This is a genomic window from Caballeronia insecticola (genome assembly GCF_000402035.1).
Classification (GTDB): domain Bacteria; phylum Pseudomonadota; class Gammaproteobacteria; order Burkholderiales; family Burkholderiaceae; genus Caballeronia; species Caballeronia insecticola.
In genome coordinates this window covers 819,860-843,322 of record NC_021289.1, presented here as the reverse complement: position 1 = coordinate 843,322, position 23,463 = coordinate 819,860, and the positions used below count along the sequence as shown (strand labels likewise).

Annotated in this window: 21 protein-coding genes; 11 read left to right on the top strand and 10 right to left on the bottom strand. The window is 60.4% G+C overall.

The window, feature by feature from the left end; genetic code table 11:
• Nucleotides 1-28: 28 nt before the first annotated feature.
• Entirely contained in the window at nt 29-973 is a 945-nt protein-coding gene (locus tag BRPE64_RS28490) for a LysR family transcriptional regulator (RefSeq protein ID WP_016348451.1), read from the bottom strand.
• A gap of 179 nt (nt 974-1,152) precedes the next feature.
• On the opposite strand from BRPE64_RS28490, the gene BRPE64_RS28485 reads away from it, so the two are divergent.
• From BRPE64_RS28485 to BRPE64_RS28450, 8 genes are read left to right on the top strand one after another with little or no spacing between them, the layout of a single operon-like run.
• Entirely contained in the window at nt 1,153-2,292 is a 1,140-nt protein-coding gene (locus BRPE64_RS28485) for an iron-containing alcohol dehydrogenase (protein WP_016348450.1), read from the top strand.
• 20 nt (nt 2,293-2,312) lie between these two features.
• Nucleotides 2,313-3,092, top strand: coding sequence for an enoyl-CoA hydratase/isomerase family protein (locus BRPE64_RS28480; protein ID WP_016348449.1), 780 nt, complete (start codon nt 2,313-2,315; stop codon nt 3,090-3,092).
• Between the two features lies 1 nt (nt 3,093).
• Entirely contained in the window at nt 3,094-4,293 is a 1,200-nt protein-coding gene (locus BRPE64_RS28475) for a CaiB/BaiF CoA transferase family protein (protein ID WP_044043502.1), read from the top strand.
• A gap of 51 nt (nt 4,294-4,344) precedes the next feature.
• Nucleotides 4,345-5,376: a TRAP transporter substrate-binding protein gene (locus BRPE64_RS28470; protein ID WP_044043500.1), complete on the top strand. Its 1,032-nt coding sequence runs from the start codon at nt 4,345-4,347 to the stop codon at nt 5,374-5,376.
• A gap of 13 nt (nt 5,377-5,389) precedes the next feature.
• Nucleotides 5,390-7,288, top strand: coding sequence for a TRAP transporter large permease (locus tag BRPE64_RS28465; RefSeq protein ID WP_044043498.1), 1,899 nt, complete (start codon nt 5,390-5,392; stop codon nt 7,286-7,288).
• Nucleotides 7,289-7,291: 3 nt separating this feature from the next.
• Nucleotides 7,292-7,708: a thioesterase family protein gene (locus BRPE64_RS28460; RefSeq protein ID WP_016348445.1), complete on the top strand. Its 417-nt coding sequence runs from the start codon at nt 7,292-7,294 to the stop codon at nt 7,706-7,708.
• Entirely contained in the window at nt 7,705-8,631 is a 927-nt protein-coding gene (locus BRPE64_RS28455; protein WP_016348444.1) for an amidohydrolase family protein, read from the top strand. Before BRPE64_RS28460 ends, BRPE64_RS28455 begins: the two co-directional genes overlap by 4 nt.
• Nucleotides 8,632-8,658: 27 nt before the next feature.
• On the top strand, nt 8,659-9,612 hold the full coding sequence (locus tag BRPE64_RS28450; protein WP_016348443.1) for an amidohydrolase family protein: 954 nt from the start codon (nt 8,659-8,661) through the stop codon (nt 9,610-9,612).
• Nucleotides 9,613-9,672: 60 nt separating this feature from the next.
• Here the strand turns inward: BRPE64_RS28450 and BRPE64_RS28445 are convergent, their stop codons facing one another.
• From BRPE64_RS28445 to BRPE64_RS28430, 4 genes are read right to left on the bottom strand one after another with little or no spacing between them, the layout of a single operon-like run.
• Entirely contained in the window at nt 9,673-9,933 is a 261-nt protein-coding gene (locus tag BRPE64_RS28445; protein WP_016348442.1) for a hypothetical protein, read from the bottom strand.
• Between the two features lie 42 nt (nt 9,934-9,975).
• Nucleotides 9,976-10,257, bottom strand: coding sequence for a hypothetical protein (locus tag BRPE64_RS28440; RefSeq protein WP_016348441.1), 282 nt, complete (start codon nt 10,255-10,257; stop codon nt 9,976-9,978).
• A 42-nt stretch (nt 10,258-10,299) separates the two neighbouring features.
• Nucleotides 10,300-10,581, bottom strand: a complete 282-nt coding sequence (locus tag BRPE64_RS28435; protein WP_016348441.1) for a hypothetical protein — start codon at nt 10,579-10,581, stop codon at nt 10,300-10,302.
• A 42-nt stretch (nt 10,582-10,623) separates the two neighbouring features.
• Nucleotides 10,624-10,884: a hypothetical protein gene (locus BRPE64_RS28430; protein ID WP_016348440.1), complete on the bottom strand. Its 261-nt coding sequence runs from the start codon at nt 10,882-10,884 to the stop codon at nt 10,624-10,626.
• A gap of 432 nt (nt 10,885-11,316) precedes the next feature.
• On the opposite strand from BRPE64_RS28430, the gene BRPE64_RS28425 reads away from it, so the two are divergent.
• Nucleotides 11,317-12,099, top strand: a complete 783-nt coding sequence (locus BRPE64_RS28425; protein ID WP_016348439.1) for a hypothetical protein — start codon at nt 11,317-11,319, stop codon at nt 12,097-12,099.
• Between the two features lie 219 nt (nt 12,100-12,318).
• Here BRPE64_RS28425 and BRPE64_RS28420 read toward each other — a convergent pair whose 3' ends face one another.
• Both BRPE64_RS28420 and BRPE64_RS28415 read right to left on the bottom strand, forming a co-directional pair.
• Nucleotides 12,319-12,579 carry a hypothetical protein gene (locus BRPE64_RS28420; protein WP_016348438.1) on the bottom strand — a complete coding sequence of 87 codons (261 nt, stop codon included), beginning with the start codon at nt 12,577-12,579 and terminating at the stop codon, nt 12,319-12,321.
• Between the two features lie 243 nt (nt 12,580-12,822).
• Nucleotides 12,823-13,461: a glutathione S-transferase family protein gene (locus BRPE64_RS28415; RefSeq protein WP_044043496.1), complete on the bottom strand. Its 639-nt coding sequence runs from the start codon at nt 13,459-13,461 to the stop codon at nt 12,823-12,825.
• Between the two features lie 202 nt (nt 13,462-13,663).
• On the opposite strand from BRPE64_RS28415, the gene BRPE64_RS28410 reads away from it, so the two are divergent.
• Entirely contained in the window at nt 13,664-14,575 is a 912-nt protein-coding gene (locus BRPE64_RS28410) for a LysR family transcriptional regulator (RefSeq protein WP_016348436.1), read from the top strand.
• Between the two features lie 8 nt (nt 14,576-14,583).
• On the opposite strand, the gene BRPE64_RS28405 is transcribed toward BRPE64_RS28410, so the two are convergent.
• Complete coding sequence (locus BRPE64_RS28405) at nt 14,584-17,829, bottom strand: efflux RND transporter permease subunit (RefSeq protein WP_044043495.1); 3,246 nt, start codon at nt 17,827-17,829, stop codon at nt 14,584-14,586.
• Nucleotides 17,830-17,965: 136 nt separating this feature from the next.
• Complete coding sequence (locus BRPE64_RS28400) at nt 17,966-18,871, bottom strand: LysR family transcriptional regulator (protein WP_016348433.1); 906 nt, start codon at nt 18,869-18,871, stop codon at nt 17,966-17,968.
• 102 nt (nt 18,872-18,973) lie between these two features.
• On the opposite strand from BRPE64_RS28400, the gene BRPE64_RS28395 reads away from it, so the two are divergent.
• Entirely contained in the window at nt 18,974-22,516 is a 3,543-nt protein-coding gene (locus tag BRPE64_RS28395; RefSeq protein ID WP_016348432.1) for an indolepyruvate ferredoxin oxidoreductase family protein, read from the top strand.
• Here the strand turns inward: BRPE64_RS28395 and BRPE64_RS28390 are convergent.
• Entirely contained in the window at nt 22,480-23,460 is a 981-nt protein-coding gene (locus BRPE64_RS28390; protein ID WP_051180567.1) for a LysR substrate-binding domain-containing protein, read from the bottom strand. The genes BRPE64_RS28395 and BRPE64_RS28390 overlap by 37 nt on opposite strands.
• Nucleotides 23,461-23,463: the final 3 nt, after the last annotated feature.

Sequence of the window (23,463 nt, the reverse complement as noted above, 5' to 3'; positions counted from 1 at the left end):
GAGGTCATGCCCCTTTTATAGCGAGGTTCTAAGCGATGGCTTCGGGACCGTCGAGCCGCGCCAAGAGTTCTTCCATGAGCAGCCGCGCGCCCGCCGAAACCGGCGCGCCTCGTCGCGTGACCAGTTCATAAGGTTCGCTCTTGGAAGAAAGCTTGAGCGGAAGAATGCCGGTCATTCCATGCTGACTAAAGAATTCGGCGACATCGATCGATACGAGCGCGACAAAAGACGGATTGCTTTGCAATAGCGAAAGCGTGGCGAACGCCGATGTGGTTTCCACCAGGTGCCTTGGAAAACGAATTTCGGCTTCACGGAACTCTCGTTCGAGCAGCATTCGCATGGGCATATTGGCGCGATAAACGACCCATCGGACATCCGCGAGATCTTTTAGATGAAGCTTGCGCGCATGCTGAAACGGATGGCTCAAATTGGCGATGACCGCGAGCGTCTCCTCTTGAAGATTGACGCTGTCGTAAAGAAAAGGCGTTTGACTGATCGTCGTTCTGCAAACGGCGAGGTCGAGCCTGCCTGCGTCGATCAGGCTGAGCAACGCCGCGCTCGTATCTTCCACGATTTCCACCGACATCTCGGGATGCCGCGTGACGAGATGCGAGATCGCATCGATGACGCGCGGCACCGCGCCCATGATCACGCCCACGGACACGCGTCCGCCGTGCCCGCGCATGATGCCGACGATTTCTTCTCTCAAGTGCGCGACATCGGTATGAATGAGGCGCGCATAGCGAATCACGCAATGGCCGATGTCGTTCGGTTCCAGCCCTCGGCTCGTCCGGTTGAATAACGCCGTGCCAAAGGTGGTTTCGATTTCATGCAGGGCTTTGCTGGCGCCCGGTTGAGTCAGCGAGACCTGCTTGGCCGCGCTTAGCAGCGAACCATGATCGGCAAGCGCAATAAGCAGGCGCAACTGTTTGAGATGCAGGCGGGAAATGATGGAGTTGAGCGAAGGAGTCATGCGCCGGCTTGAGGAATAGTTATACCCGTATTCATTATTGTCAATTCCGGCCGTTTAGGCCGCTGCCTATACTGCCGCATCAAACCCGCGTTGCGTAAAGCTCTGCGCCTAACGTTAACCCTCGTAAGTCAGGGTTCTTACTATCCGGGTTTTCGCTCAAATATAACTGTCGATCAACCATGGCCCTTATCAATTACATCACGCAGATACAGTTCGAGTTCGGCGCCTTGCGGCTCTTGAAGAGCGAATGCGAACGGGTTGGAATCAGTCGCCCGCTTATCGTTACCGACCGCGGCATCAAGGCCGTGGGCATCGTCGATAAGGTTTTGTCGGCGTTGGGCGCGAGCCATGACGTGCCGGTCTACGACGCAACGCCGCCGAATCCCAACGAAGCCGCAGTGCGGGAAGCGGTGGACGTTTATATCGAGCAGCAATGCGATGGAATCATCGCGGTGGGCGGAGGATCGTCGATCGATCTCGCCAAAGGCGTGGCGGTGTGTGCGACGCATGAAGGGCCGTTGCAAAGCTTCGCCGTGATCGAAGGCGGGGCGACGCGCATCACGTCGAAGACAGCACCCGTGATCGCGATTCCGACGACGGCCGGCACCGGCAGCGAAGTCGGTCGCGGCGCAATCCTGATTCTCGACGACGGCAGAAAGGTCGGCGTGATCTCGCCGTTCGTGGTGCCGAAAGCCGCGATCTGCGATCCCGAACTCACATTGAAGCTGCCGCCCGTGATGACCGCAGCAACGGGCATGGACGCGATTGCGCATTGCATCGAAACCTTCATGGCGCCCGCGTTCAATCCGGCTGCGGACGGCATCGCGCTCGATGGTCTCTGGCGCGCGTGGCGTCATATCGAGCGCGCCACCGCCCATCCCGACGACAAGGTCGCGCGCATGAACATGATGAGCGCATCGATGCAAGGCGCACTCGCGTTTCAGAAAGGCCTGGGTTGCGTGCACAGCCTCAGTCATTCGCTGGGCGGCATCAATCCGCGTTTGCATCATGGAACGCTCAACGCAATCTTTCTGCCGGCCGTGATCGCGTTCAATCAGGAGGCGCCGAGCGTGCAGGAGGAAACCAAGCTCGTGCGGCTCGCGCAAGCAATGGGGCTCGAGAATCCGGCGAAGGTCGGACCGTCGATCAGGGAGATGACGGATCGCCTTGGTCTTCCCACGACGCTTGCGGGCGTCGGCGTCACGCGCGACATGTTCCCCGACATCATCAAGGGTGCGCTCAAGGACCATAGCCACAAGACCAATCCGCGCGTTGCTTCCGAGAGCGACTATCAGGCCATGCTCGAAGCGTCGTTCTGACGCACATCCAGGGAAAAGAAATGGGAGACAAGCTCAGCATCAAGCGGGATGGCGACATCGTGATCATCTCGCTCGATAACCCCGAGAAGATGAATGCGCTCACGCTTTCGATGTGGCGTGAACTCGGCGCAGCCATGCAGACATTATCAGCCGACGACGACATTCGCTGCGTCGTTCTGCGCGGCGCAGGAACGAAGGCCTTTGCCGCAGGCGCGGACATCGGCGAATTCGCCGCGCAACGCTCGAATCGCGAACAGGCGCGCAGCTATGCGGAAGTCACGACCGCCGCCATGCAGGCGATCGAGCAATGCCGTCATCCCGTCATTGCGATGATTCATGGCGTATGTGTCGGTGGCGGCCTCGAGATTGCATCGCTTTGCGATATCCGCATTTGCGGCGAATCCAGCCGCTTCGGCGCGCCCGTCGGACAACTCGGACTCACGATGTCATATGCCGAACTCGGCGCGCTCATTCGTCTCGCGGGCCGTGCGGTTGCGATGGAGATCGTGCTCGAAGGCCGCATCTTCAACGCGCAGGAAGCGTATGCGAAAGGGCTGGTGTCGCGTGTCGTCGCGGACGATGCCGTCGAGGAAGAGTCCATCGCCACGGCGCGGCGCATTGCACGCGGCGCACCGCTCGTCGCACGCTGGCATAAGCAGGCGGCGAACAGGCTGACGCAATCGCCTGAGCTGACGGCGGCTGAAATCGAATCGGCGCTCGACTGCTTCGACACGGAAGATTTCCGCATCGGCGCCGAAGCATTCAATGCAAAACAGAAGCCAGTCTTCAAGGGAAAGTGAAATGGGTCCGCTGAGTGGAATGAAAGTAGTTGAACTGGCGCACATCATGTCCGGCCCGGTGTGCGGCATGATGCTCGCCGACATGGGCGCCGATGTCGTCAAGGTCGAGAAGGTGCCCGACGGCGACGATTCGCGTCGCTTCTCGCCGATTCTGCCGAGCGGCGAGTCGGCGTCGTTCATGATCGTCAATCGCAACAAGCGGGGCATCGGCATCAATCTAAAAAGCGCAAGCGGCCGCGAAGTACTGAAGCGCTTGTTATCCGATGCGGATGTCGTGACGGAAAACTATCGCGCCGGGACGATGGAAAAATTCGGCCTCGGCTATGACGTTCTCAAAGAACTGAATCCGGGACTGATCTATTGCGCGATCTCCGGCTTCGGCCGCACCGGCCCGTTCGGCGAGAAAGGCGGCTTCGACCTCATTGCGCAAGGCATGAGCGGCATGATGAGCATGACGGGCGAAGAAGGACGCGAGCCGGTCAAGGCGGGTTCCCCCGTTGCCGATATCAACTCGGGCATTCTGGCGGCGCTCGGCATCGCAGCCGCTTATGCGCAAAAGCTGCAAACGGGGCGAGGACAGATGGTCGATACGTCGCTGTTCGAAGCAGGCCTTCAGCAGATGTTCTGGCCCGCGGCAAGCTATCTTGCGGACGGCACCATTCTGCCGAAGATGGGCTCCGCCAATTCGACAAGCGCGCCGTATCAAGTGTTCAAGACGAACGACGGATGGATCAACATCGGCGCGGCCAATCAAAGCAATTACGAACGGCTGCTTGAAGTACTCGATGCACCTCAACTCGCAAGCGACCCGCGCTTCACGACGAACGCACTGAGGCTCGAGCATCGCGAGGCGCTCGTCGCGATCCTCAATGAATTGCTCGTGCGACGCAGCACCGACGAATGGATGGCGCAGTTCGATCGCATCGGCTTGCCGGCCGGTCCCGTGCTCGATATCGCGGCGGCGCTCGCGCATCCGCAGACCATCGCGCGCGAGATGGTCGTCGAAACCGATCATCCCTTGGCCGGCAAAGTCAGAGGTCTGGGATTGCCGATTCACTTCTCCGAGGCGAAGCGATCCGGCAGCCGTCCCGCACCGTTGCTCGGCCAGCATACGAGAGAGGTGCTGATGGAATCGGGCTATTCGATTGACGAAGTGGATCGTCTGGTCGAAGAAAAGGCAGTCGTGGCGCTGGAGCAGTGACCAGAGTCAGAGACGCGATCAATCGCGCATTACCGAGTTCAGGAGACAAACATGAGTGGAATCATCACGCGTCGGGACTTTTTGACGACGGCGGGAATTGCCATGGCCGCCACGGCGACCGGCATGAGCTTGCCGGGTCGTGCATTCGCGCAGGCAGCGCCGATCGTTTTGAAATACGCAAGCAGCTTGCCCGACAGCCATCCCCTCAACGCACATATGCGCGAAGCGTCTGCGGCGATCAAGAAGGAGACGAACGGCCGCGTCGATCTGCAAGTCTTTGCGAATGCACAGATGGGCGGCGACACCGACATGCTGTCGCAGGTCCGGGCGGGCGGCGTCGACTTCATTCCGCTGCCGGGCGCGATCCTCTCGACGCTCGTGCCGGTTGCATCGATCGAGAGCGTGCCTTTCGCCTTCAAGAACTACGACGCGGTCTGGGCCGCGATGGACGGCGATCTCGGCAAGCATGTGCGCGCCGAAGCCGCGAAGACCGGACTGATTGCAATGGACAAGGTCTGGAATAACGGCTTCCGGCAGATCACGAGTTCGACGCGGCCCATCAACACGCCTGCGGATTTGAAAGGCTTCAAGATTCGCGTGCTGGTCAGCCCGCTATGGACGTCGATGTTCAAGACGCTGGGCGCAGCGCCTACCGGCATCAGCATCAACGAAACGTATTCCGCGTTGCAGACCAAGGTGGTCGAGGGACAGGAGAATCCGCTCGTCGTGGTTCAGTCGGCGCGCTTCTATGAAGTGCAGAAGTATTGCTCGCTGACGGGCCATATCTGGAACGGCTTCTGGCTTCTCGCAAGCGGCAAGACCTGGCCGAAGCTGCCCAAGGACGTGCAGGATGTCGTGGCACGCAACATCAACGAAGCGGCGATGAAGCAGCGTGAAGAAGTGATCCGTCTCAATCAAAGTCTCGAACCGACGTTGACCGCGAAGGGCGTCACCTTCAACAAGGTGGATCAGCAGGCGTTCCGTTCCGACTTGCAGCAAAAGGGCTTCTATGCCGAGTGGAAAAAGAAGTACGGCGACGCGGCGTGGGCACTTCTGGAGAAGTATTCCGGGCAGCTTTCCTGAGGAAGAGCGGATCATGAGCACTGACATTTCTATGGGAAACATTCCGGTGGCGGTTGCGAGCAAGCCTTTGGGGCCGGTGGCGAGGGCAGGTCATATTCTCGATGTCTGCATCCGATGGTCGACCGAGCTATGCGCCGCCGGACTGGTCGTGGCCGAAGTCGTGCTGTTGTTCGCCAACGTGTTCTATCGATATGTGCTGCACGATCCGCTGATCTGGGGCGACGAACTCGCGACGCTGCTCTTTATCTGGCTCGCGATGCTCGGCACGGTCATCGCATTGCGCCGCAACGAGCATATGCGACTCACGACCTTCATCGCGCATCTGCGGCCCGCGCGGCGCGCGTTCATCGATACGTTCGGCGCGGTGGTCGTCATCGCGTTCATCGTGGCGTTGTTGTCGCCCGCATGGGAATACGTTTCGGAAGAGTGGGCCATCACGAGCGCGGCGCTGGAAATCTCCAATGGATATCGTGTTGCGGCGCTCGCTGTCGGACTGTCGCTGATGCTCGCGATCTCGATTGCGCGGCTCATGGAGCAGGCGCGGCCACTGCATTTCGTGATCTCGGCCGCCGTGGTCGGAGGCATCGCGCTTGCGCTCATGACGTTCAAAGTGGCGATGACCGCGCTCGGCAACTGGAACCTCGTGATCTTCTTCGTGGTCGCCGTGGTCTTCATGGTGGTGATCGGCGTGCCTATCATGGTGGCATTCGGCTTGTCGACGGTCGCGTACCTGAGCACGGTCACGCTCACGCCTATGTTGATCGTCATCGGTCGTATCGACGAAGGCATGTCCAGTCTCATCCTGCTCGCCATTCCGTTGTTCGTGTTCCTCGGCGCGCTCATCGAAGCGATGGGCATGGCTCAGGCGATGATCCGCTTTCTTGCATCGTTGATCGGCCACTTCAAAGGCGGGCTGTCTTATGTGTTGATCGGCGCGATCTATCTGGTGAGCGGCATCTCCGGTTCCAAGGCTGCGGACATGGCAGCGGTTGCGCCCGCACTCTTTCCGGAGATGAAGAAGCGCGGCGAAGACGAGAACGAACTGGTCGCAATGCTGAGCGCATCGGGCGCGATGTCGGAGACGATTCCGCCGAGTCTCGTGTTGATCACCATCGGTTCGGTCACGGGCGTGTCCATTTCCGCGTTGTTCACGGGCGGCTTCCTGCCTGCTGTCGTGGGCGCGCTTGCGATGATCGCGGTGATCTGGTTCAAGAACCGCAAGCGGGAACTGAAAGAAGTCGCACGCGCGCAACCGCGTGAAGTCGGCAAGGCGTTCCTCGTTGCGCTGCCCGCGCTGGCGTTGCCGTTCGTGATTCGCGCGGCGGTTGTCGAAGGCATCGCTACTGCAACGGAAGTGGCTTCGGTAGGCGTCGCGTATACGTTCGTTGTCGGTCTCTTGTTTTATCGCTCGTTCAAGTGGAATCGGCTCTATCCGATCATCGTCAGCACGGCATCGTTGTCGGGCGCGATTCTGATCATCATCGGCTGCGCCACTGCAATGGCTTGGGCGTTGACGCAGTCCGGTTTCTCTCGTCAGCTTGTCTTGTTGATGGCGGCAGCGCCGGGCGGCGCGTTGGGCTTCCTCTTGATATCGGCTGCGGCGTTCGTGTTGCTCGGAAGCTTTCTCGAAGGCATTCCGGCAATCGTGCTGTTCGGGCCGCTGTTGTTTCCGGTTGCGCGTTCGCTCGGCATCAACGACGTGCACTACGCCATGGTCGCGATCTTCGCGATGGGCCTCGGGCTCTTCGCGCCCCCCTTCGGCGTGGGCTTCTATGCGGCTTGTGCCATCGCAAAGGTCGATCCCGATGGCGCGATGAAACGCGTGTGGCCATATCTCGGCGCGCTTGCGGTCGCATTGCTCGTGCTCGTTGCCGTGCCTTGGGTATCTACTGGCTTCCTTTCCGCAAACTAAACCATGATCAACGATTCATTGCGCGTCGGCGCACACTATTCGCGGACCATTGAAGTCGATGTTGACCGTACGATCTCGTTTCTCGGCGACGATCTGCGCATCTACGCGACGCCTAAATTAATAGACGATATCGAACGGACATGTCTCGACTATCTGCTCGATTTCGTCGATGACGAAGAGAACTCCGTCGGCACAGCCGTCGATATCGCGCATACAGGCGCTACATTGCTCGGGATGACGGTGCGCATTGAAGTGAGCGTGGCGAGCATCGAGGGCCGCGCGGTCAAGTTCGATGTTACCGTGTTCGACGATATCGAGCAGGTCTGCACGGGCAGTCACTCGCGCTTCGTCGTCAACGTGGACAAGCTCAAGGCTCGCGTACGTGAGAAAGCGAACCGCGTTGGCGCGTTATCTGCATGAAGCTGAAAGACATCGCGCCGGATGATATTCCGATCATCGATGCGCATCATCATTTGTGGGATCTGTCGGCCGGGCGTTATCCGTGGTTGCAGGACGAGTATCACGAGGCGTTTTTTCTCGGCGACTATCGCAGCATCTGCCGCGACTTTCTTCCGGACGATTATCTTGCGACAGTCCGTGCGCAGCCTGTGATCGGCACGGTGCATGTGGAGGCGGAACGTGCGCGCGACGAACAGATCGCCGAAACGCGCTGGCTGCATGAAGTGCACGAGCTATACGGCTTTCCGGGCGCCGTGGTCGCGCATGCGTGGTTCGATCGGCCCGACACCGAAGAGATTCTCGCCGGGCATGCTGCGTATCCGCTGGTGCGCGGCATTCGTTCGAAGCCGGTCACGTCGTCGCGGCCCGGAGAATCGGTTCGAGGCTTGCGCGGAACAATGCAGGATCCGGCGTGGCTCGAAGGCTTTTCACTGCTAGCCAGGTTCGGCTTTTCCTGGGATTTGCGCGTGCCGCCTTGGTATCTCGCCGAAGCGGCGGATGTCGCGCGCATGTTTCCCGGCACGCCAATCGCGCTGAACCATACCGGCTTTCCGTGGGACCGAAGCGCAGAAGGTCTCGCGCAATGGCGGCGCGGCATGGAGCAACTTGCGAGGCAGCCGAACGTCTTCGTGAAGCTGTCGGAGTTCGGACTGAAGGATGCGCCCTGGAATGCCGACGACAACCGGCAGATCGTGCTCGATGCCGTATCGATCTTCGGTGTCGAACGCTGCATGTTCGCGAGCAATTTTCCGGTTGCCGGTTTGAGAGTGAGTTATGACGTGCTCATCGACAGTATGAAAAAGATGCTCGAACCGCTCGGTCGTGACGCGCTCGAGAAAGTGTTCTATCGCAACGCATTGCAGTTCTATCGCGTGGTTATTTAGCCTGCTCCTTCATTCGCCAAGCACTACATGAATTCCGACACTGAAACGCTGCGCCTCCGATTTCTCGAGACCGGCGCCGACAACGACTTGCCGATTGCCGACGCTCATCAGCACTTCTTCGATATAGAACGCAATTACTATCCGTGGCTTGCGGACAAGCCGGTCAGGAATTTTCGTTACGGCAATTACGACAACATCCGGCGCACATTCTTACCCGACGATTATTTCCGCGCGGCGGGTCATCACAAGGTCGTGAAGACGGTGCTGATCGAAGGCGAATGGGACCCGAGCGATCCGCTGGGCGAGTTGCGCTGGGTCGAGTCGCTGCATCGCGAACATGGCTTCCCTCATGCGATGAGCGGGCAGGCGTGGCTTGATCGCGAAGATGTGGACGTCGTGCTCGATGCCTATGGCGGCCATCCTCTCGTCAAAGGTATCCGACACAAGCCGACAGCCGTTTCGCGCGCCGATTACACCGATAACTTCGTCGCGCCCGGATCGATGCGCGACCCGAAATGGCGTGACGGATACGCGAAGCTGCAAGCGCACGGCTTGCTTTTCGAATTGCAGGTTTTTTGGTGGCATTTGCGTGAGGCTGTGGAACTGGCGCGCGATTTCCCGGCTACGCAGATCGTGATCAACCATACCGGTTTGCCGTCGGACCGTTCGAAGGAAGGCTTGAGCGCGTGGCGACAAGCACTCGAATGCGTCGCGCGCGAGCCGAACGTGCATCTGAAGATTTCGGGGATTTGCATTCCGGGTCAGCACTGGAGCGTGGAGTCCAATGGTCCGGTGGTTCGCGCGGCAATCGATGTATTCGGTGTGCAGCGCTGCTCGTTTGCGAGCAACCATCCAGTCGATGGCGTCGTGGACCGCCTGACCGACATCTTCGACGGATTCAAGCAAATCGTACGCACGCGTTCAGTCGAGGATCGGCTCAGTCTGTTCTACGACAACACGGTAAGGCTATACGGCTTGTGACGGCAAGTGAGGGAGAAGGAGACAGTCGACCTGGTTCCTTCTCCCTTCAGGGGAGGTGCGTTACAGCTTCACGCCGCCGAGCAGGCTGCCTACAGCGTCGAGCGACTTGGTGATGTTCTTCACGTCGACATCGGTGTGCGTCGATGCATCGACTTGCGTGACCGGCGCGACGTTGGTCTGCGGGCTGGCGAACGACACGCCGCCGGCTTGCAGGTTGGCGTTGATGCCGTTGTTCTGGAAGATGTTCGTGCCGCCGGCGATGGCTTCCATTTCAGCGCGGTCGAGGTCTTTGCTGTTTGCGATGTTGTCGATTTTCAACATGATGAATCTCCTGATTACGTGATTGAGTGAGGTGAGCGTGCTTTAGAGCTTCACGCCGCCGAGCGCGCTGCCGACTGACGTGAGGGACTCGGTGATGTTCTTCAGGTCGACGTTCGTGTGCTGCGATGCATCGACTTGCGTGACCGGTGCGACGTTGGTTTGCGGGCTGGCGAACGACACGCCGCCGACTTGAGCGTTGGCGTTGATGCCGTTGTTCTGGAACACGTTGCCGCCTACGGGGAAGATGTTCGTGCCGCCGGTGATGGCTTCCATTTCAGCGCGGTCGAGGTCTTTGCTGTTTGCGATGTTGTCGATCTTCAACATGATGAATCTCCTGATTACTTGATTGAGTGAGGTGAGAGTGCTTTAGAGCTTCACGCCGCCGAGCGCGCTGCCGACAGAGGTGAGGGACTCGGTGATGTTCTTCAGGTCGACGTTGGTGTGCTGCGAAGCATCGACTTGCGTGACGGGTGCGACGTTGGTTTGCGGGCTGGCGAAAGACACGCCGCCGACTTGAGCGTTGGCGTTGATGCCGTTGTTCTGGAACACGTTGCCGCCTACGGGGAAGATGTTCGTGCCGCCGGTGATGGCTTCCATTTCGGCGCGGTCGAGGTCTTTGCTGTTTGCGATGTTGTCGATCTTCAACATGATGAATCTCCTGATTACGTGATTGAGTGAGGTGAGAGTGACTTAGAGCTTCACGCCGCCGAGCGCGCTGCCAACGGAGGCGAGCTGCTTCGTGATGTTCGTGAGGTCGACATCCGTGTGCGTCGAAGCATCGACTTGCGTGACGGGTGCGACATTGGTTTGCGGGCTGGCGAACGACACGCCGCCGGCTTGCAGGTTCGCGTTGATGCCGTTGTTCTGGAAGATGCTGTTGCCACCGACGATGGCGCCCATTTCAGCGCGGTCGAGTTCTTTGCTAACGGCCAGGGTGTCGATCTTCAGCATGATGAATCTCCTAATCACTTGGTTGGTTGGTTGAGCACCAATCGTTGCGCTCGCAGCTACATATGCGAGAGGTGTGCCAAGTGCCTCTAGAAGATCGCCTCGGTTAGCCTAGCTCGTTGATTAAGCGAGTTAATTTTCTTGAGTTGGCAGAAAACACCTTGATTCAAGGGTCGCTCGCCTAAGGCCATCTGTCGGCTTCGTAAAGACGAATCCACAGAAACAGTCGGCGCCGGACAAACACGCGCTAAAGACACGGACTTTCGCGCTAAAAAATCGCATGCACGATCGTGAGTAAATAAGGTTTCTTGCAATCTACTGTCGTTGTACTAACGTTTCATCAACGATGAAGCGTCAGACAAAAACGATCAAAGCGTTCGCATGAACACTGGCGGTTCCTCAAAGCCTTCCTTCGATTTACCGATTGAGGTTGAAATGCGAGCCATACCGTATGTAGCCGCGCTGCTGACGATTCCCGGCCTAGCTCTCGCCGATGCAGTAAGCATTTCGAGCAATAACTCGACGCTCAAGGTCACGCGCGACGATCCGATCTACAACCTCAACACGCCGGGCGATCCGGTTCAGCTCGTCAGAACGCTCGAATGGACCGTGGACGGGCGACGAATACTGATTTATCCGTCGGGGCCATCGTCGTTTCTCGATCTGGGGCACATGCATTCGGACGCACACGTAAGCGCCAATCAGATCCATGCACAGGGACCGGTTCTCGGCTACGCGACGAGTGCGGGCAGCGGCACGGTCGTGGGCGGCATCGTCTACACGGTGGACGGAGACACGGCAGGCACGCTCAATTCGCGTCTTTCGGAGAAGGTCGACGTTCAGAACAAAAGCGGCGCACCCGTTTCGCTACTGCTGACAGGGCTCGGATTCAAGCCGACGCAGTCGAGTCTCGAATTGCCGGACTACAGCGGGCTCGATGTCACCGGGACCACGGTGGCCGTCATCACGAACGGACCGATCACGGAGACGCCGCCGCCGTTCGGTCAGGTGACGGTGCTCCCCGTCGTATCATTTGCGGGGTTCAATCCGCTGAGCAATCAGAGCGTGACGCTGCCGGCCGGCGCGACCTTGTCGATGATCACGGAAATCAAAGTGTCCCGCACGTCGAGTCAGATTCAGCAATTCCTAAGAGAGCGCTTGCCTGGGCGCTTCCAGGATTCGCCATACCTGAACAGCCCGTTCATTCGCTTGCCATAGCGCGGCGCTCAAACGAAGGCAAACGAACTCAAACTAACGCAAACGAAGGCGAACGAAAAAAGGCCCGCTGCAAGAGCGAGCCAATCCATCGAACACCACCAGAGACGAGAGGGCCGCCAAGGATAGCGGACCTCTCTCTGAGCCGTGACGCACCCGTTATCAGGGCTCAGAGAGAGGAGAAGCGCACACGCGGTCTCTTCTCCCTTCGAAGCGCACGCTTCAGAGCTTCACGCCTTGCAGCAGGCTGCCCACGGAGGCGAGCGACTTCGTGACGTTGGTCACGTCGACATCCGTGTGCGTCGATGCGTCGACTTGCGTCACGGGAGCGATGTTGGTTTGCGGGCTGGCGAACGACACGCCGCCGGCTTGCAGGTTGGCGTTGATGCCGTTGTTCTGGAAGATGCTGTTGCCGCCGACGATAGCGCCCATTTCAGCGCGGTCGAGTTCTTTGCTAACAGCCAGGTTGTCGATCTTCAGCATGATGAATCTCCTAATGACTCGGTTGGTTGGTTGAGCATCATTCGTTGCGCTCGCAGCTACATATGCGAGAGCCGTGCCAACGTCGTGCAGAAGATCGGTGCGTTTAAGCCCTGGCCATACTGCTAAAGGCTAAGCGAGTTTTTATGGGTGGATGCTGCCCGTCACATTAGCGGTCATGCTAAAGCGATGTGTCGGGCAGCAAGGAACAGATCGCCGATGTCTGTCGGCATCGAGCGAACAGGACTACGCCGCCAGCCTTTCTTTATGCGCCGCGACGAGGTCCGCTTCGTCGCGCAAGGCCTTTTTCACCGACGCGCGCGCCTCGATGCGTTCGATATACGCCTCGAGATTCTTCAGGTGATCGAGATTGACGCCCGAGCGCTCGTGCCACATCGTGGCCCATACGTAAGCGTCGGCGACCGTGAATTGCTCGCCCGTGAGATAACTGCGTCCGTCGGCGAGACGCGCATCGAGCTTGCCATACGTGCTCAGCAGCTTGTTGCTTTGGAACGCAATGCCCTCGGGCTTCATCAGCTTGCGCATCAGCGGAATGTGCTTCTGCGCGATTTCGGTCGCGACGAACGTCAGCAACTGATCCATGCGCACACGTTCGAGCGTGCCGTGCTTCGGAATCAGCCCGGACTCGGGATAGAGGTCCGCAATATACGACGCAATCGTGATGGTCTCGGTCAGCGGTTCCGTTTCGCCGTCCAGTTCGAGCGCGGGAACGTAGAGCAGGTCGTTCACATCGGCGAAGTCGGACTGATCGGACGTGGTCTTGCCGAAGACATCGAAATGCACGAGTTGCGGCGCCAGTTCAAGCTCGTTGAAAACGGCTTGTACCGCGAGGGAACAGGTGGCTTGAGCGATATAGAGTTTCATGATGTGCCTTGTAGCGATGAGGTTTGATCGAAGCGCGTAAGTCGCGTTGGATGAAGTATCGCGACATTCGGCGAAGCGATAAACGCCCATCAAAGCGTCAGACTGGCGCGTGTGCGGCGACAATGAATGTCCGCTCGTTAGCTGCTACAGTTCGCTTTTTCTTCCTCGTCCGCATGCCCTTGCCCAAGAAACGGAGCGAACCATGACCGAGCGCGCCGATGCACCGATCAACGAGATTGCCGTCTTCGTGGCCGTCGCGCAGACCGGCAGCTTCACGCGCGCGGCGGAGGAGATGGGCAACAGCAAGTCGAACGTGGGCAAGGCCGTGCAGCGGCTGGAGGCGCGACTCGGCACACGCCTGTTTCAGCGCACGACGCGCGCCGTGCGCCTCACTGAAGACGGCGAGACCTATCTGCAAGCGGCGCGCGATGCGCTAGACGGATTGCGCGAAGCCGAGCAGCAACTGGCTGCGCGCCGCTCGGAGCCGGTCGGACGCGTGAAGCTCGATGTGCCCGCGGGCTTTGGCCGCTTGCTGCTGCCGAGCTTCATCGACTTTCGCGCGAAGCATCCGAAGGTGACGCTGGAAGTGGCATTGACCGACCGTATGTCGGATCCCATCGGAGAGGGCTGGGACGTAGTCGTGCGCATCGGCGCGCTGCCCGAGGACAGCGAGCTGACCGTGCGCAAGCTATGCGATCTTCGGCTCGGCCTCTATGCATCGCCGGAATATCTCGAACGAAAGGGCGTGCCTGCCGACATCGATCATCTGAGCGCCCACGACGCCGTTATCTTTCGCGGCCCGACAGGCCGTCTGCGTCCCTGGACCTTGCGTCACGGTGCAACGACAAAAGACTTCGCGCCGCAGCCGGTGCTGGTGCTCACGGATGGTCAGGCGCTCGTCGAGGCAGCGGCGGCGGGCTTCGGCATCGCGCAGATCTTCGATCGGGTTGCGCTGCCGCATGTGCGTGCGGGCAGGCTCGTGCATGTACTGCCCGATGCCGAGGTCGATGGGCCGCCCGTGCACGCGATCATTTCGCTCGGCCAGAAGATGGCGGCGAAGACACGCGCGGTCGTCAATCATCTGGCGGAAACCTTGCAGCGCACGGACGCATAACGCGCGCTTCAATCCTGCAACTCAGGCTCGCGCTCCTTCTTCGCGGCTTGAACATGCATCGCCGGCGCTGCGGGCGAATCGTCGGGATCGTGAATGGACGCATGACGGCCACGCTTGTCGCGCAAAGGCTTCGCACCGGAAAGCTTGCGCAGGATCACGTAGAACACGGGCGTCAGCATCAGACCGAACAAGGTGACGCCGAGCATGCCCGAGAAGACCGCGATGCCCATTGCGCGGCGCATCTCCGATCCCGCGCCCGTCGAGATCACGAGCGGCACGACACCCATGATGAATGCGATGGACGTCATCAGGATCGGACGCAGTCGCAAACGCGATGCCTCGATTGCGGCCTGCACGATCGATCGTCCCTGCATTTCCAGTTCACGCGCGAATTCGACGATAAGAATCGCGTTCTTTGCCGACAGTCCCACGAGCACCATCAAACCGATCTGCGTGAAGATGTTGTTGTCGCCGCGCGTGAGCCACACGCCCGCAAGCGCGGACAGAATGCTCATCGGCACGATCAGCAGGATCGCGAGCGGCAGCGTGACGCTCTCGTACATTGCGGCGAGCACGAGGAATACGAGCAGCACGCTGATCGGGAAGACCCAGAACGCGGCGTTGCCGGTCAGGGTCTGCTGATAGGTGAGATCGGTCCATTCGAACTTGATGCCGCGCGGAAGCGTCTCCTTCGCGATGCGCTCGACCGCCGCCATCGCCTGACCCGACGAATAGCCCGGCGCCGGACCGCCGTTGATATCCGCGGCGAGAAAGCCGTTGTATCGCACGACCATTTCCGGGCCGTAAGTCGGCGTGACCTTCACCAGCGACGACAACGGCACCATCTCGCCGCGCTCGTTGCGCGTTTTCAGTTGCAGGATGCTGTCGGCATCGGCGCGAAACGGCGCATCGGCTTGCGCGCGCACCTGATAGACGCGGCCGAACTTGTTGAAGTCGTTCACGTAGAGCGAGCCGAGATAGATCTGCATCGTGTCGAATACATCGGTGACCGACACGCCGAGTTGCTTCGCCTTCTCGCGGTCCAGCTCGACGTTCAACTGCGGCACGTTGATCTGATAACTTGAAAACGAAGGCCCGAGTTCCGGCGCTTTAGATGCAGCTGCAATGAAGGCCTGCGTGGCCTTGTTCAGCGCTTCATAACCAAGCGCGCCGCGATCCTCGATCTGCAGCTTGAATCCGCCGATGGTGCCGAGCCCCTGAACCGGCGGCGGCGGGAACGTGGCGATGGCCGCATCTTTGATCGCGGCATATTGGCGGTTGAGTCCGGCGACGATGTCCGCACCGGTTTCACCTTGGCCGCGTTCCTTCGACGGCTTCGCGACCGAAAACACGAGACCGCTGCTCGACGAATTCATGAGTCCCGTCACGGACAGCCCCGGAAACTCGGGCGTATGAATGACACCCGGTTGCTTGCGTGCGATCTGCCCCATTTCATTCACGACCTTTTCGGTGCGATCGAGCGACGCGCCCGCGGGCAATTGAAGGATGCTGACGAAATAGTCCTTGTCCTGTGCGGGTACGAAGCCGCCGGGCACGATCTTGCCGAGCAGCACGGTGGCGCCGAGCAGCACGGCATAGACCGCCATCATCGCGGCCTTGCGGTTGATGATGCCGCTCACGCCTTTGCCATAACCTTCCGATCCGCGATTGAAGAGCTTGTTGAAGGCGTTGAAGAAAGGCCCGAGAACGCGGTCCATCGCGCGCGTGAGCCAGTCCTTCGGCGCATGATGATCTTTCAGCAACAGCGCGGAGAGCGCGGGCGACAGCGTCAGCGAGTTGAACGCGGAGATGACTGTCGAGATGGCGATGGTCATCGCGAACTGCTTGTAGAACTGGCCCGTGAGGCCCGACATGAAGCCGAGCGGCACGAACACGGCGACGAGCGTCAGCGCGATGGCGATGATCGGCCCGCTCACCTCGCGCATCGCTTCATAGGAGGCTTCGAGCGGCGACAACCCTGCAGCGATATTGCGCTCGACGTTCTCCACGACCACGATCGCATCATCCACGACGATGCCGATCGCGAGCACCATGCCGAACAACGACAATGCGTTGATGGTGAAGCCGAACGCGAGCATCAGCGAGAACGTGCCCACGATCGATACCGGCACGGCGAGCAGCGGAATGAGCGAGGCGCGCCACGTCTGCAAGAACACGATCACGACCAGCACGACGAGAATGATGGCTTCGAAAAGCGTATGCACCACTGCATCGATGCTCTCGCGCACGAACTGCGTCGGGTCGTAGACGATCTCGGCCTTCACGCCTTCCGGCATGTCCTTCTGCAACTCGGCGGTGAGCTTGCGGATATCGTCGGAGATTTGCAGCGAGTTCGCGTTGGGCTGCTGGAAGATGATGATCTGCACGGCCTTCTTTCCGTCCATGCCGGCGCGCAACGCATATTCCGACGCGCCCAGTTCGACGCGCGCGACATCGCCCAGATGCGTGACGGCGCCATCCGGCGATGTCTTCAGAATGATGCGGCGAAATTCTTCTTCCGACTTGAGACGCCCCTGCGCATTCACGCTCAATTGCAGCGGCACGTGCGTTGTCATCGGCGCGCCGCCGACAATGCCTGCCGCAACCTGCACGTTCTGCTCGCGCATGGCTTTTACGACGTCGGTGGCCGTCAGATTCTGGCGCGCGACTTTCGTCGGATCGAGCCATACGCGCATCGAATAATCGCCCGAGCCCCACAACACCACCTCACCGACGCCCGGCACCTGCGCGAAGCGATCCTTGATGTTGATGAGCGCGTAGTTGCGCAAGTACGTGAGATCGTAGCGATCGTTCGGCGACACGAGATTCACGCCCATCGTGAGCGTGTGCGAGGATTTAATCGTCGTTACGCCGAGACGTTGCACGTCCTCGGGCAAACGCGGCAGCGCCTGCGATACGCGGTTCTGCACGAGTTGCTGCGCGCGATCGGGATCGGTGCCGAGCTTGAAGGTCACGGTCGTGGTCATGTTGCCGTCGCTATTCGCCTGCGACTGCATGTACAACATGTTCTCGACGCCGTTGATCTGTTCCTCGATGGGAGACGCCACCGTCTCTGCAATCACCTTCGGATTCGCGCCGGGATATTGCGCGCGCACGACGACCGAAGGCGGCACGACTTCGGGATACTCCGCTGTCGGCAGCTTCGTGAGTGCAATCACGCCCGCGAGCAGGATGACCACCGACAGCACGGCCGCGAAAACCGGCCGGTCGATGAAGAACCGGGATATGTTCATGAAAAACCTTCGCTTGATCACGCAGCGGACATCGCCGCATCGGGCATGAGTATGGCGAGGGCTTGAGAGCGAATAAACACCGGCAAAAGAGACGCTTTGGCGAATGGCGCGCGACAATGCGCGTGCCTGAGTTGCATCAGCCGCCGCAGGCGTGAATCAGGAACTGCTGAAGGGCGGTTGCCGGACCGCTCAAGGTGGCACCTTTGCGCCAGATCATGCCGGCTTCCATGTGCGGAATGACATCGTGCACGGGCCGCGCCTCGATGCGCTTGCCTTCGAGCGACCACGGACGAAACACCATGTCCGACAGCACCGTCACGCCGAAGCCATGCGCCACGAGTCCGCGCAGCGCTTCCATCGAACTCGTGCGAAATGCAATGTTCGGTTCGATGCGCTTCTTGTGCCAGTAACGCATCGTCGAATGTTCGCCTTCGTCGACGGTGATCATGATGTACGGATGCGCGGCGATGTCTTTCAGCGATACCGTGTGCTGCTGCGCGAGCGGATGCGTCGGCGCGACCCAGAGTTGCCGCCGCGAGCGGATCAATACCTGACTGCCGAAACGGCTCGCGCGCTGCATGTTCGAGAGCAGCACGACGCCGATATCCACTTCGCCGCTCGCCACTGCTTCTTCGATCTGCGGCCGCTCCATGTCGCGCAGATCGAAGTCGATGAACGGATACGTCGCACGAAAGCGCGCAAGCAGTTCCGGCAAAAAGTACCCGAGCACCGTATAGGACGCCGCAATGCGTGCAACGCCGCGCATGTCGTGCGAGCGGAAGCGCGGTTCGTGCATTGCATCGCGGGCGGCGTCGAGCACGCGGCGCGCGTGATTATGGAAATCCTGCCCGTCCGGCGTCAGCGCGACGCCTTGCGGCAAACGTTCGAACAGCTTCGTGCCGAGCGCGCCTTCGAGGGCCAGAACTGCGTTGGTGATCGCCGATTGCGAGACGTGCTCGTTCGCCGCCGCCATCGAAAACTGGCCGGTCTGCGCGGCGGCCACGAAATAGCGCAGTTGCCGAAGGGTGAGATCGAACGCCATCTGATTTTCAGATACCAGAGTTGTTTATTCGTGATTTTACGATAGCTCGCCGGCTTCATATACTCGGGCAAAAAACATCTTCCGCTTCCGGAGACAAGCCCCATGAACGCACCCGATCGTGCTGCGCTAGCCGCCGCCAATATCTCGCTGGACGACAAATACACGCTGGAGAAAGGCCGCGTCTATATCAGCGGCACGCAGGCGCTGGTGCGTCTGCCGATGCTGCAGAAGGCGCGTGACCGCAAGGCCGGGCTGAATACGGCGGGCTTCATTTCGGGCTATCGCGGTTCGCCGCTCGGCGCGCTCGATCAGTCGCTGTGGAAGGCGAAGCAGCATCTGAAAGACAACGACATCGTGTTTCAGCCAGGGGTAAACGAGGATCTCGCGGCCACGTCGATCTGGGGCACGCAGCAGGTCAACTTGTGGCCGGGTGCCACGCGCGACGGCGTGTTCGGCATGTGGTACGGCAAGGGCCCGGGCGTGGACCGTACCGGCGACGTCTTCAAGCACGCAAATTCCGCAGGCACCGATGCCCACGGCGGCGTGCTTGTCCTCGCGGGTGACGACCATGCGGCGAAGTCGTCGTCGGTTGCGCATCAGTCGGATCATGCGTTCATCGCGGCGGGCATTCCGGTGCTGTATCCGTCGAATGTTCAGGAGTATCTCGACTACGGCCTGCATGGCTGGGCGATGAGCCGCTACTCGGGTCTGTGGGTCGCGATGAAGTGCGTGACCGATGTCGTCGAATCCACCGCATCGATCGATCTCGATCCGGACCGCGTGGAGATCGTCACGCCCACCGATTACGCGATGCCCGAAGGCGGCCTCAACATCCGCTGGCCCGATTCGCCGCTCGCGCAAGAAGCGCGTCTGCTCGACGAGAAATGGTACGCGGCGCTGGCGTACGTGCGCGCGAACAAGCTGAACCGCGTCGTGCTCGATTCGGACAAGCCGCGCTTCGGCATCATCACGGCGGGCAAGGCGTATCTCGATGTGCGTCAGGCGCTCGTCGATCTCGGTCTCGACGATGCAACCTGCGCGCAGATCGGCCTGCGCGTGCTGAAGGTGGGCTGCGTGTGGCCGCTCGATGCGCAAGATGCACGCGCGTTCGCAACAGGTCTCGAAGAGATTCTCGTCGTCGAAGAGAAGCGGCAGATTCTCGAATATGCCTTGAAAGAAGAGCTTTATAACTGGCGCGAGGACGTGCGTCCGCGCATCTACGGCAAGTTCGATGAACGCGATAACGAAGGCGGCGAATGGTCCGTTCCGCGCGGCAACTGGCTCTTGCCGGCGCATTACGAGTTGTCGCCCGCGCTGATCGCGAAGGCCATCGCACGCCGTCTCGCACGCGCGGACCTGCCCGGCGATGTGCGCGCGCGCATGCTCGCGCGTGTCGAGACGATCGAAGCGAAGGAGCGCGAGGCGATCAAGCCGCGCGTCGATGTCGAGCGCAAGCCGTGGTTCTGCTCGGGCTGTCCGCACAATACGTCGACGCGCGTGCCCGAAGGCTCGCGCGCGCTTGCGGGCATCGGTTGCCATTACATGTCGATGTGGATGGACCGCAAGACCGAGACGTTCAGCCAGATGGGCGGCGAGGGCGTCGCGTGGATCGGGCAAATGCATTTCTCGGGCGACAAGCACGTGTTCGTCAATCTCGGCGACGGCACGTATTTTCATTCGGGCCTGCTCGCGGTGCGTGCGGCGATCGCGGCGAACGCGAACATCACCTACAAGATTCTCTATAACGATGCGGTCGCGATGACCGGCGGCCAACCCGTCGACGGCGTGCTCACGGTGCCGCAAATCGCGCATCAGGTCTTCGCGGAAGGGGCGAAGCGCATTGTCATCGTGACGGACGAGCCGCAGAAATACGATGCGAAAATCGTATTGCCGGATGGCGTGAGCGTGCATCATCGCGACGAGCTGGATCGCATTCAGCGCGAGTTGCGCGATACGCAAGGCACGACCGTGCTCATCTACGATCAGACCTGCGCGACGGAAAAGCGCCGCCGCCGCAAGCGCGGCACGTATCCCGATCCGGCGCGTCGCGCGTTCATCAACGACGCGGTATGCGAAGGCTGCGGCGATTGCTCGGTGCAATCGAATTGTCTTTCGGTCGAGCCGCTGGATACGTCGCTCGGCACCAAGCGCAAGATCAATCAGTCGTCCTGCAACAAGGACTTTTCGTGCGTGAAGGGCTTTTGCCCGAGCTTCGTCACTGCCGAAGGCGCGCAGGTTCGCAAGCCGAAAGCCGCCGCCGGACAGAAGCCCGCATTCGACACGCTGCCGTTGCCGACTCTGCCCGCATTGACGAAGCCTTATGGCGTTCTCGTGACCGGCGTGGGCGGCACGGGCGTCGTGACCATCGGCGGATTGATCGGCATGGCGGCGCATATCGAGCGCAAGGGCGTGACCGTGCTCGACATGGCCGGTCTCGCCCAGAAAGGCGGCGCGGTGCTGAGCCACGTGCAGATCGCGCCGGAGCCGCGCGCGCTGCACGCGACACGCATCGCGACCGGCGAAGCGCGGCTCGTGATCGGCTGCGACGCTATCGTGTCCGCCTCGAACGATGTGCTCTCGCGCACGCGACATGGCATCACGCAAGCCGCCATCAACAGCGGCGCAACGCCGACGGCCGAGTTCGTCACCAATGCGCAGTGGAGCTTTCCGGGCGCGCAGACGGAACAGGCGCTGTCGGACAGCATCGGTGCGGGATGCGCATTCATCGATGCCAATGCGCTCGCGTTGAAACTGCTCGGCGACACGCTCTATTCGAATCCGTTGCTGCTTGGTTTCGCGTGGCAGAAAGGCTGGTTGCCGCTCGAACTCGCGAGCCTGAAGCGCGCAATCGAACTGAACGGCGTGGCGGTGGACAAGAACCTGCTGGCATTCGATTGGGGACGCTATGTCGCGCAACACGGCACGGGCGATCTGATCAAGCCGACGCAGCAGGCCATCGTCGTGAAGATGCCCGAGTCCATCGAGCAGGTCATTGCGACGCGCGAGGCTTTGCTCACCGCCTATCAAAACGAAGCGTACGCGCATGCGTATCGCGGTGTGGTCGAACGCATTCGCGAGAAGGAAAAGCAGTTGAAGGGTCATGCAAAGCTTCCGCTCACGCGCGCCGTCGCCGTGAATCTCGCGAAGCTCATGGCTTACAAGGACGAATACGAAGTCGCGCGTCTCTATGCCGATCCCGTTTATCTCGACAAACTGCGCGAGCAGTTCGAAGGCGAGCCGGGCCGCGACTACACGCTGACGTTCCATCTCGCGCCGCCGCTCTTCGCCAGGCACGATGAGCACGGCCATCTCGTGAAGCAGCGTTTCGGCGCGTGGATGCTGCCGGCGTTCCGCATGCTTGCGAAGCTGAAGCGTCTGCGCGGCACGCCGTTCGATGTGTTCGGCAAGACGGCCGAACGCCGCGCGGAGCGTCAGCTGATCGAAGACTACCTCGCACTCGTCGATGAATTCTGCGCGACGCTCGACGAAGATCGTCTGGATATCGCGCTGCAACTTGCAAAGCTTCCCGACGAAATTCGCGGCTTCGGTCACGTGAAGGAACGCAACATGGCGGCCGTTGCCACGAAGCGCGAGCGCCTGATCGAACGTTATCGCGTGCCGGTCGAGATCGCAGCGACCGCCTGATCGTCGTATGCGTTGCGCGCCGCCGTGCGCAACGCATCGATCATCACTTCGGCTGCAGGCGTGTATAGCCGGTCCGCCCGTGTGACGATGCCGAAGTCGTCCATCTGGCAATCCATCGGCAACGGCAACATTGCGACGATGCCGTGTCGTTCGTAATAGCGCGCGACATCTTCGGCGAGCACGGCGATCATGTCGCTTTGTTCGAGCAACTGCGTGACGAAGAGAATGGCCGCGGTCTCGACAACATTCGACGGCGGCGCGAGGCTCGCGCGTTGAAACATCACTTCGAAACGATGCCGCAGCACGCTGCCCGTCGGCGGCACGAGCCACGCGGCCCGTTGCGCATCGCTCAACGACAGCTTCTTCTTCTTCAACAACGGATGTCCTGCACGCACGACCGCGCGAGCCGGTTCGCTTGCGAGCGGTTCATAACGAAGCTGTACTTTGTCGTGCTCGGCAGAAAGCCGGCCGATCACGATATCGAGCTTATCTTGCGAGAGACGTTCGAGCAGCGTAGTACTCGAATCGATCTCGACGGAAATGCGGATGTCGGCATGCAGGCGCTTCACTGCCGCAACCGCAGCGGGCAACAAGCGCACGCCCGGCGATGTGATCGCGCCGATACTTACATGCCCGAGCCGCCCCGACTTGAGCGCGACGAGTTCTTCCTGAGCCTGATCGATGCTGCCAAGCACGGCGCGCGCATGCCGGATGATCGCATCGCCATATAGTGTGGGACGTACGCCGCGTGGCTCGCGCGTGAACAGCGTGACGCCGAGCGTTTCTTCGAGTTCACGCAACGTTTTCGACGCGGCGGGCTGCGTCATGTTGAGCGCGGCCGCCGCGCGATGAATATTGCCTTCCTCCGCCAGCGCGACGACGAGCAAAAGTTGCCGCGTCTTGAGGCGGCTGCGCATGGCTGAAGGGCTGGAAGTAAGCAGCATTTA

Coding starts and splice junctions, on each gene's coding strand:
- BRPE64_RS28490 (WP_016348451.1), bottom strand. CDS start 973: ATGACTCCTTCGCTCAACTCCATCATTTCCCGCCTGCATCTCAAACAG.
- BRPE64_RS28485 (WP_016348450.1), top strand. CDS start 1,153: ATGGCCCTTATCAATTACATCACGCAGATACAGTTCGAGTTCGGCGCC.
- BRPE64_RS28480 (WP_016348449.1), top strand. CDS start 2,313: ATGGGAGACAAGCTCAGCATCAAGCGGGATGGCGACATCGTGATCATC.
- BRPE64_RS28475 (WP_044043502.1), top strand. CDS start 3,094: ATGGGTCCGCTGAGTGGAATGAAAGTAGTTGAACTGGCGCACATCATG.
- BRPE64_RS28470 (WP_044043500.1), top strand. CDS start 4,345: ATGAGTGGAATCATCACGCGTCGGGACTTTTTGACGACGGCGGGAATT.
- BRPE64_RS28465 (WP_044043498.1), top strand. CDS start 5,390: ATGAGCACTGACATTTCTATGGGAAACATTCCGGTGGCGGTTGCGAGC.
- BRPE64_RS28460 (WP_016348445.1), top strand. CDS start 7,292: ATGATCAACGATTCATTGCGCGTCGGCGCACACTATTCGCGGACCATT.
- BRPE64_RS28455 (WP_016348444.1), top strand. CDS start 7,705: ATGAAGCTGAAAGACATCGCGCCGGATGATATTCCGATCATCGATGCG.
- BRPE64_RS28450 (WP_016348443.1), top strand. CDS start 8,659: ATGAATTCCGACACTGAAACGCTGCGCCTCCGATTTCTCGAGACCGGC.
- BRPE64_RS28445 (WP_016348442.1), bottom strand. CDS start 9,933: ATGTTGAAAATCGACAACATCGCAAACAGCAAAGACCTCGACCGCGCT.
- BRPE64_RS28440 (WP_016348441.1), bottom strand. CDS start 10,257: ATGTTGAAGATCGACAACATCGCAAACAGCAAAGACCTCGACCGCGCT.
- BRPE64_RS28435 (WP_016348441.1), bottom strand. CDS start 10,581: ATGTTGAAGATCGACAACATCGCAAACAGCAAAGACCTCGACCGCGCC.
- BRPE64_RS28430 (WP_016348440.1), bottom strand. CDS start 10,884: ATGCTGAAGATCGACACCCTGGCCGTTAGCAAAGAACTCGACCGCGCT.
- BRPE64_RS28425 (WP_016348439.1), top strand. CDS start 11,317: ATGCGAGCCATACCGTATGTAGCCGCGCTGCTGACGATTCCCGGCCTA.
- BRPE64_RS28420 (WP_016348438.1), bottom strand. CDS start 12,579: ATGCTGAAGATCGACAACCTGGCTGTTAGCAAAGAACTCGACCGCGCT.
- BRPE64_RS28415 (WP_044043496.1), bottom strand. CDS start 13,461: ATGAAACTCTATATCGCTCAAGCCACCTGTTCCCTCGCGGTACAAGCC.
- BRPE64_RS28410 (WP_016348436.1), top strand. CDS start 13,664: ATGACCGAGCGCGCCGATGCACCGATCAACGAGATTGCCGTCTTCGTG.
- BRPE64_RS28405 (WP_044043495.1), bottom strand. CDS start 17,829: ATGAACATATCCCGGTTCTTCATCGACCGGCCGGTTTTCGCGGCCGTG.
- BRPE64_RS28400 (WP_016348433.1), bottom strand. CDS start 18,871: ATGGCGTTCGATCTCACCCTTCGGCAACTGCGCTATTTCGTGGCCGCC.
- BRPE64_RS28395 (WP_016348432.1), top strand. CDS start 18,974: ATGAACGCACCCGATCGTGCTGCGCTAGCCGCCGCCAATATCTCGCTG.
- BRPE64_RS28390 (WP_051180567.1), bottom strand. CDS start 23,460: ATGCTGCTTACTTCCAGCCCTTCAGCCATGCGCAGCCGCCTCAAGACG.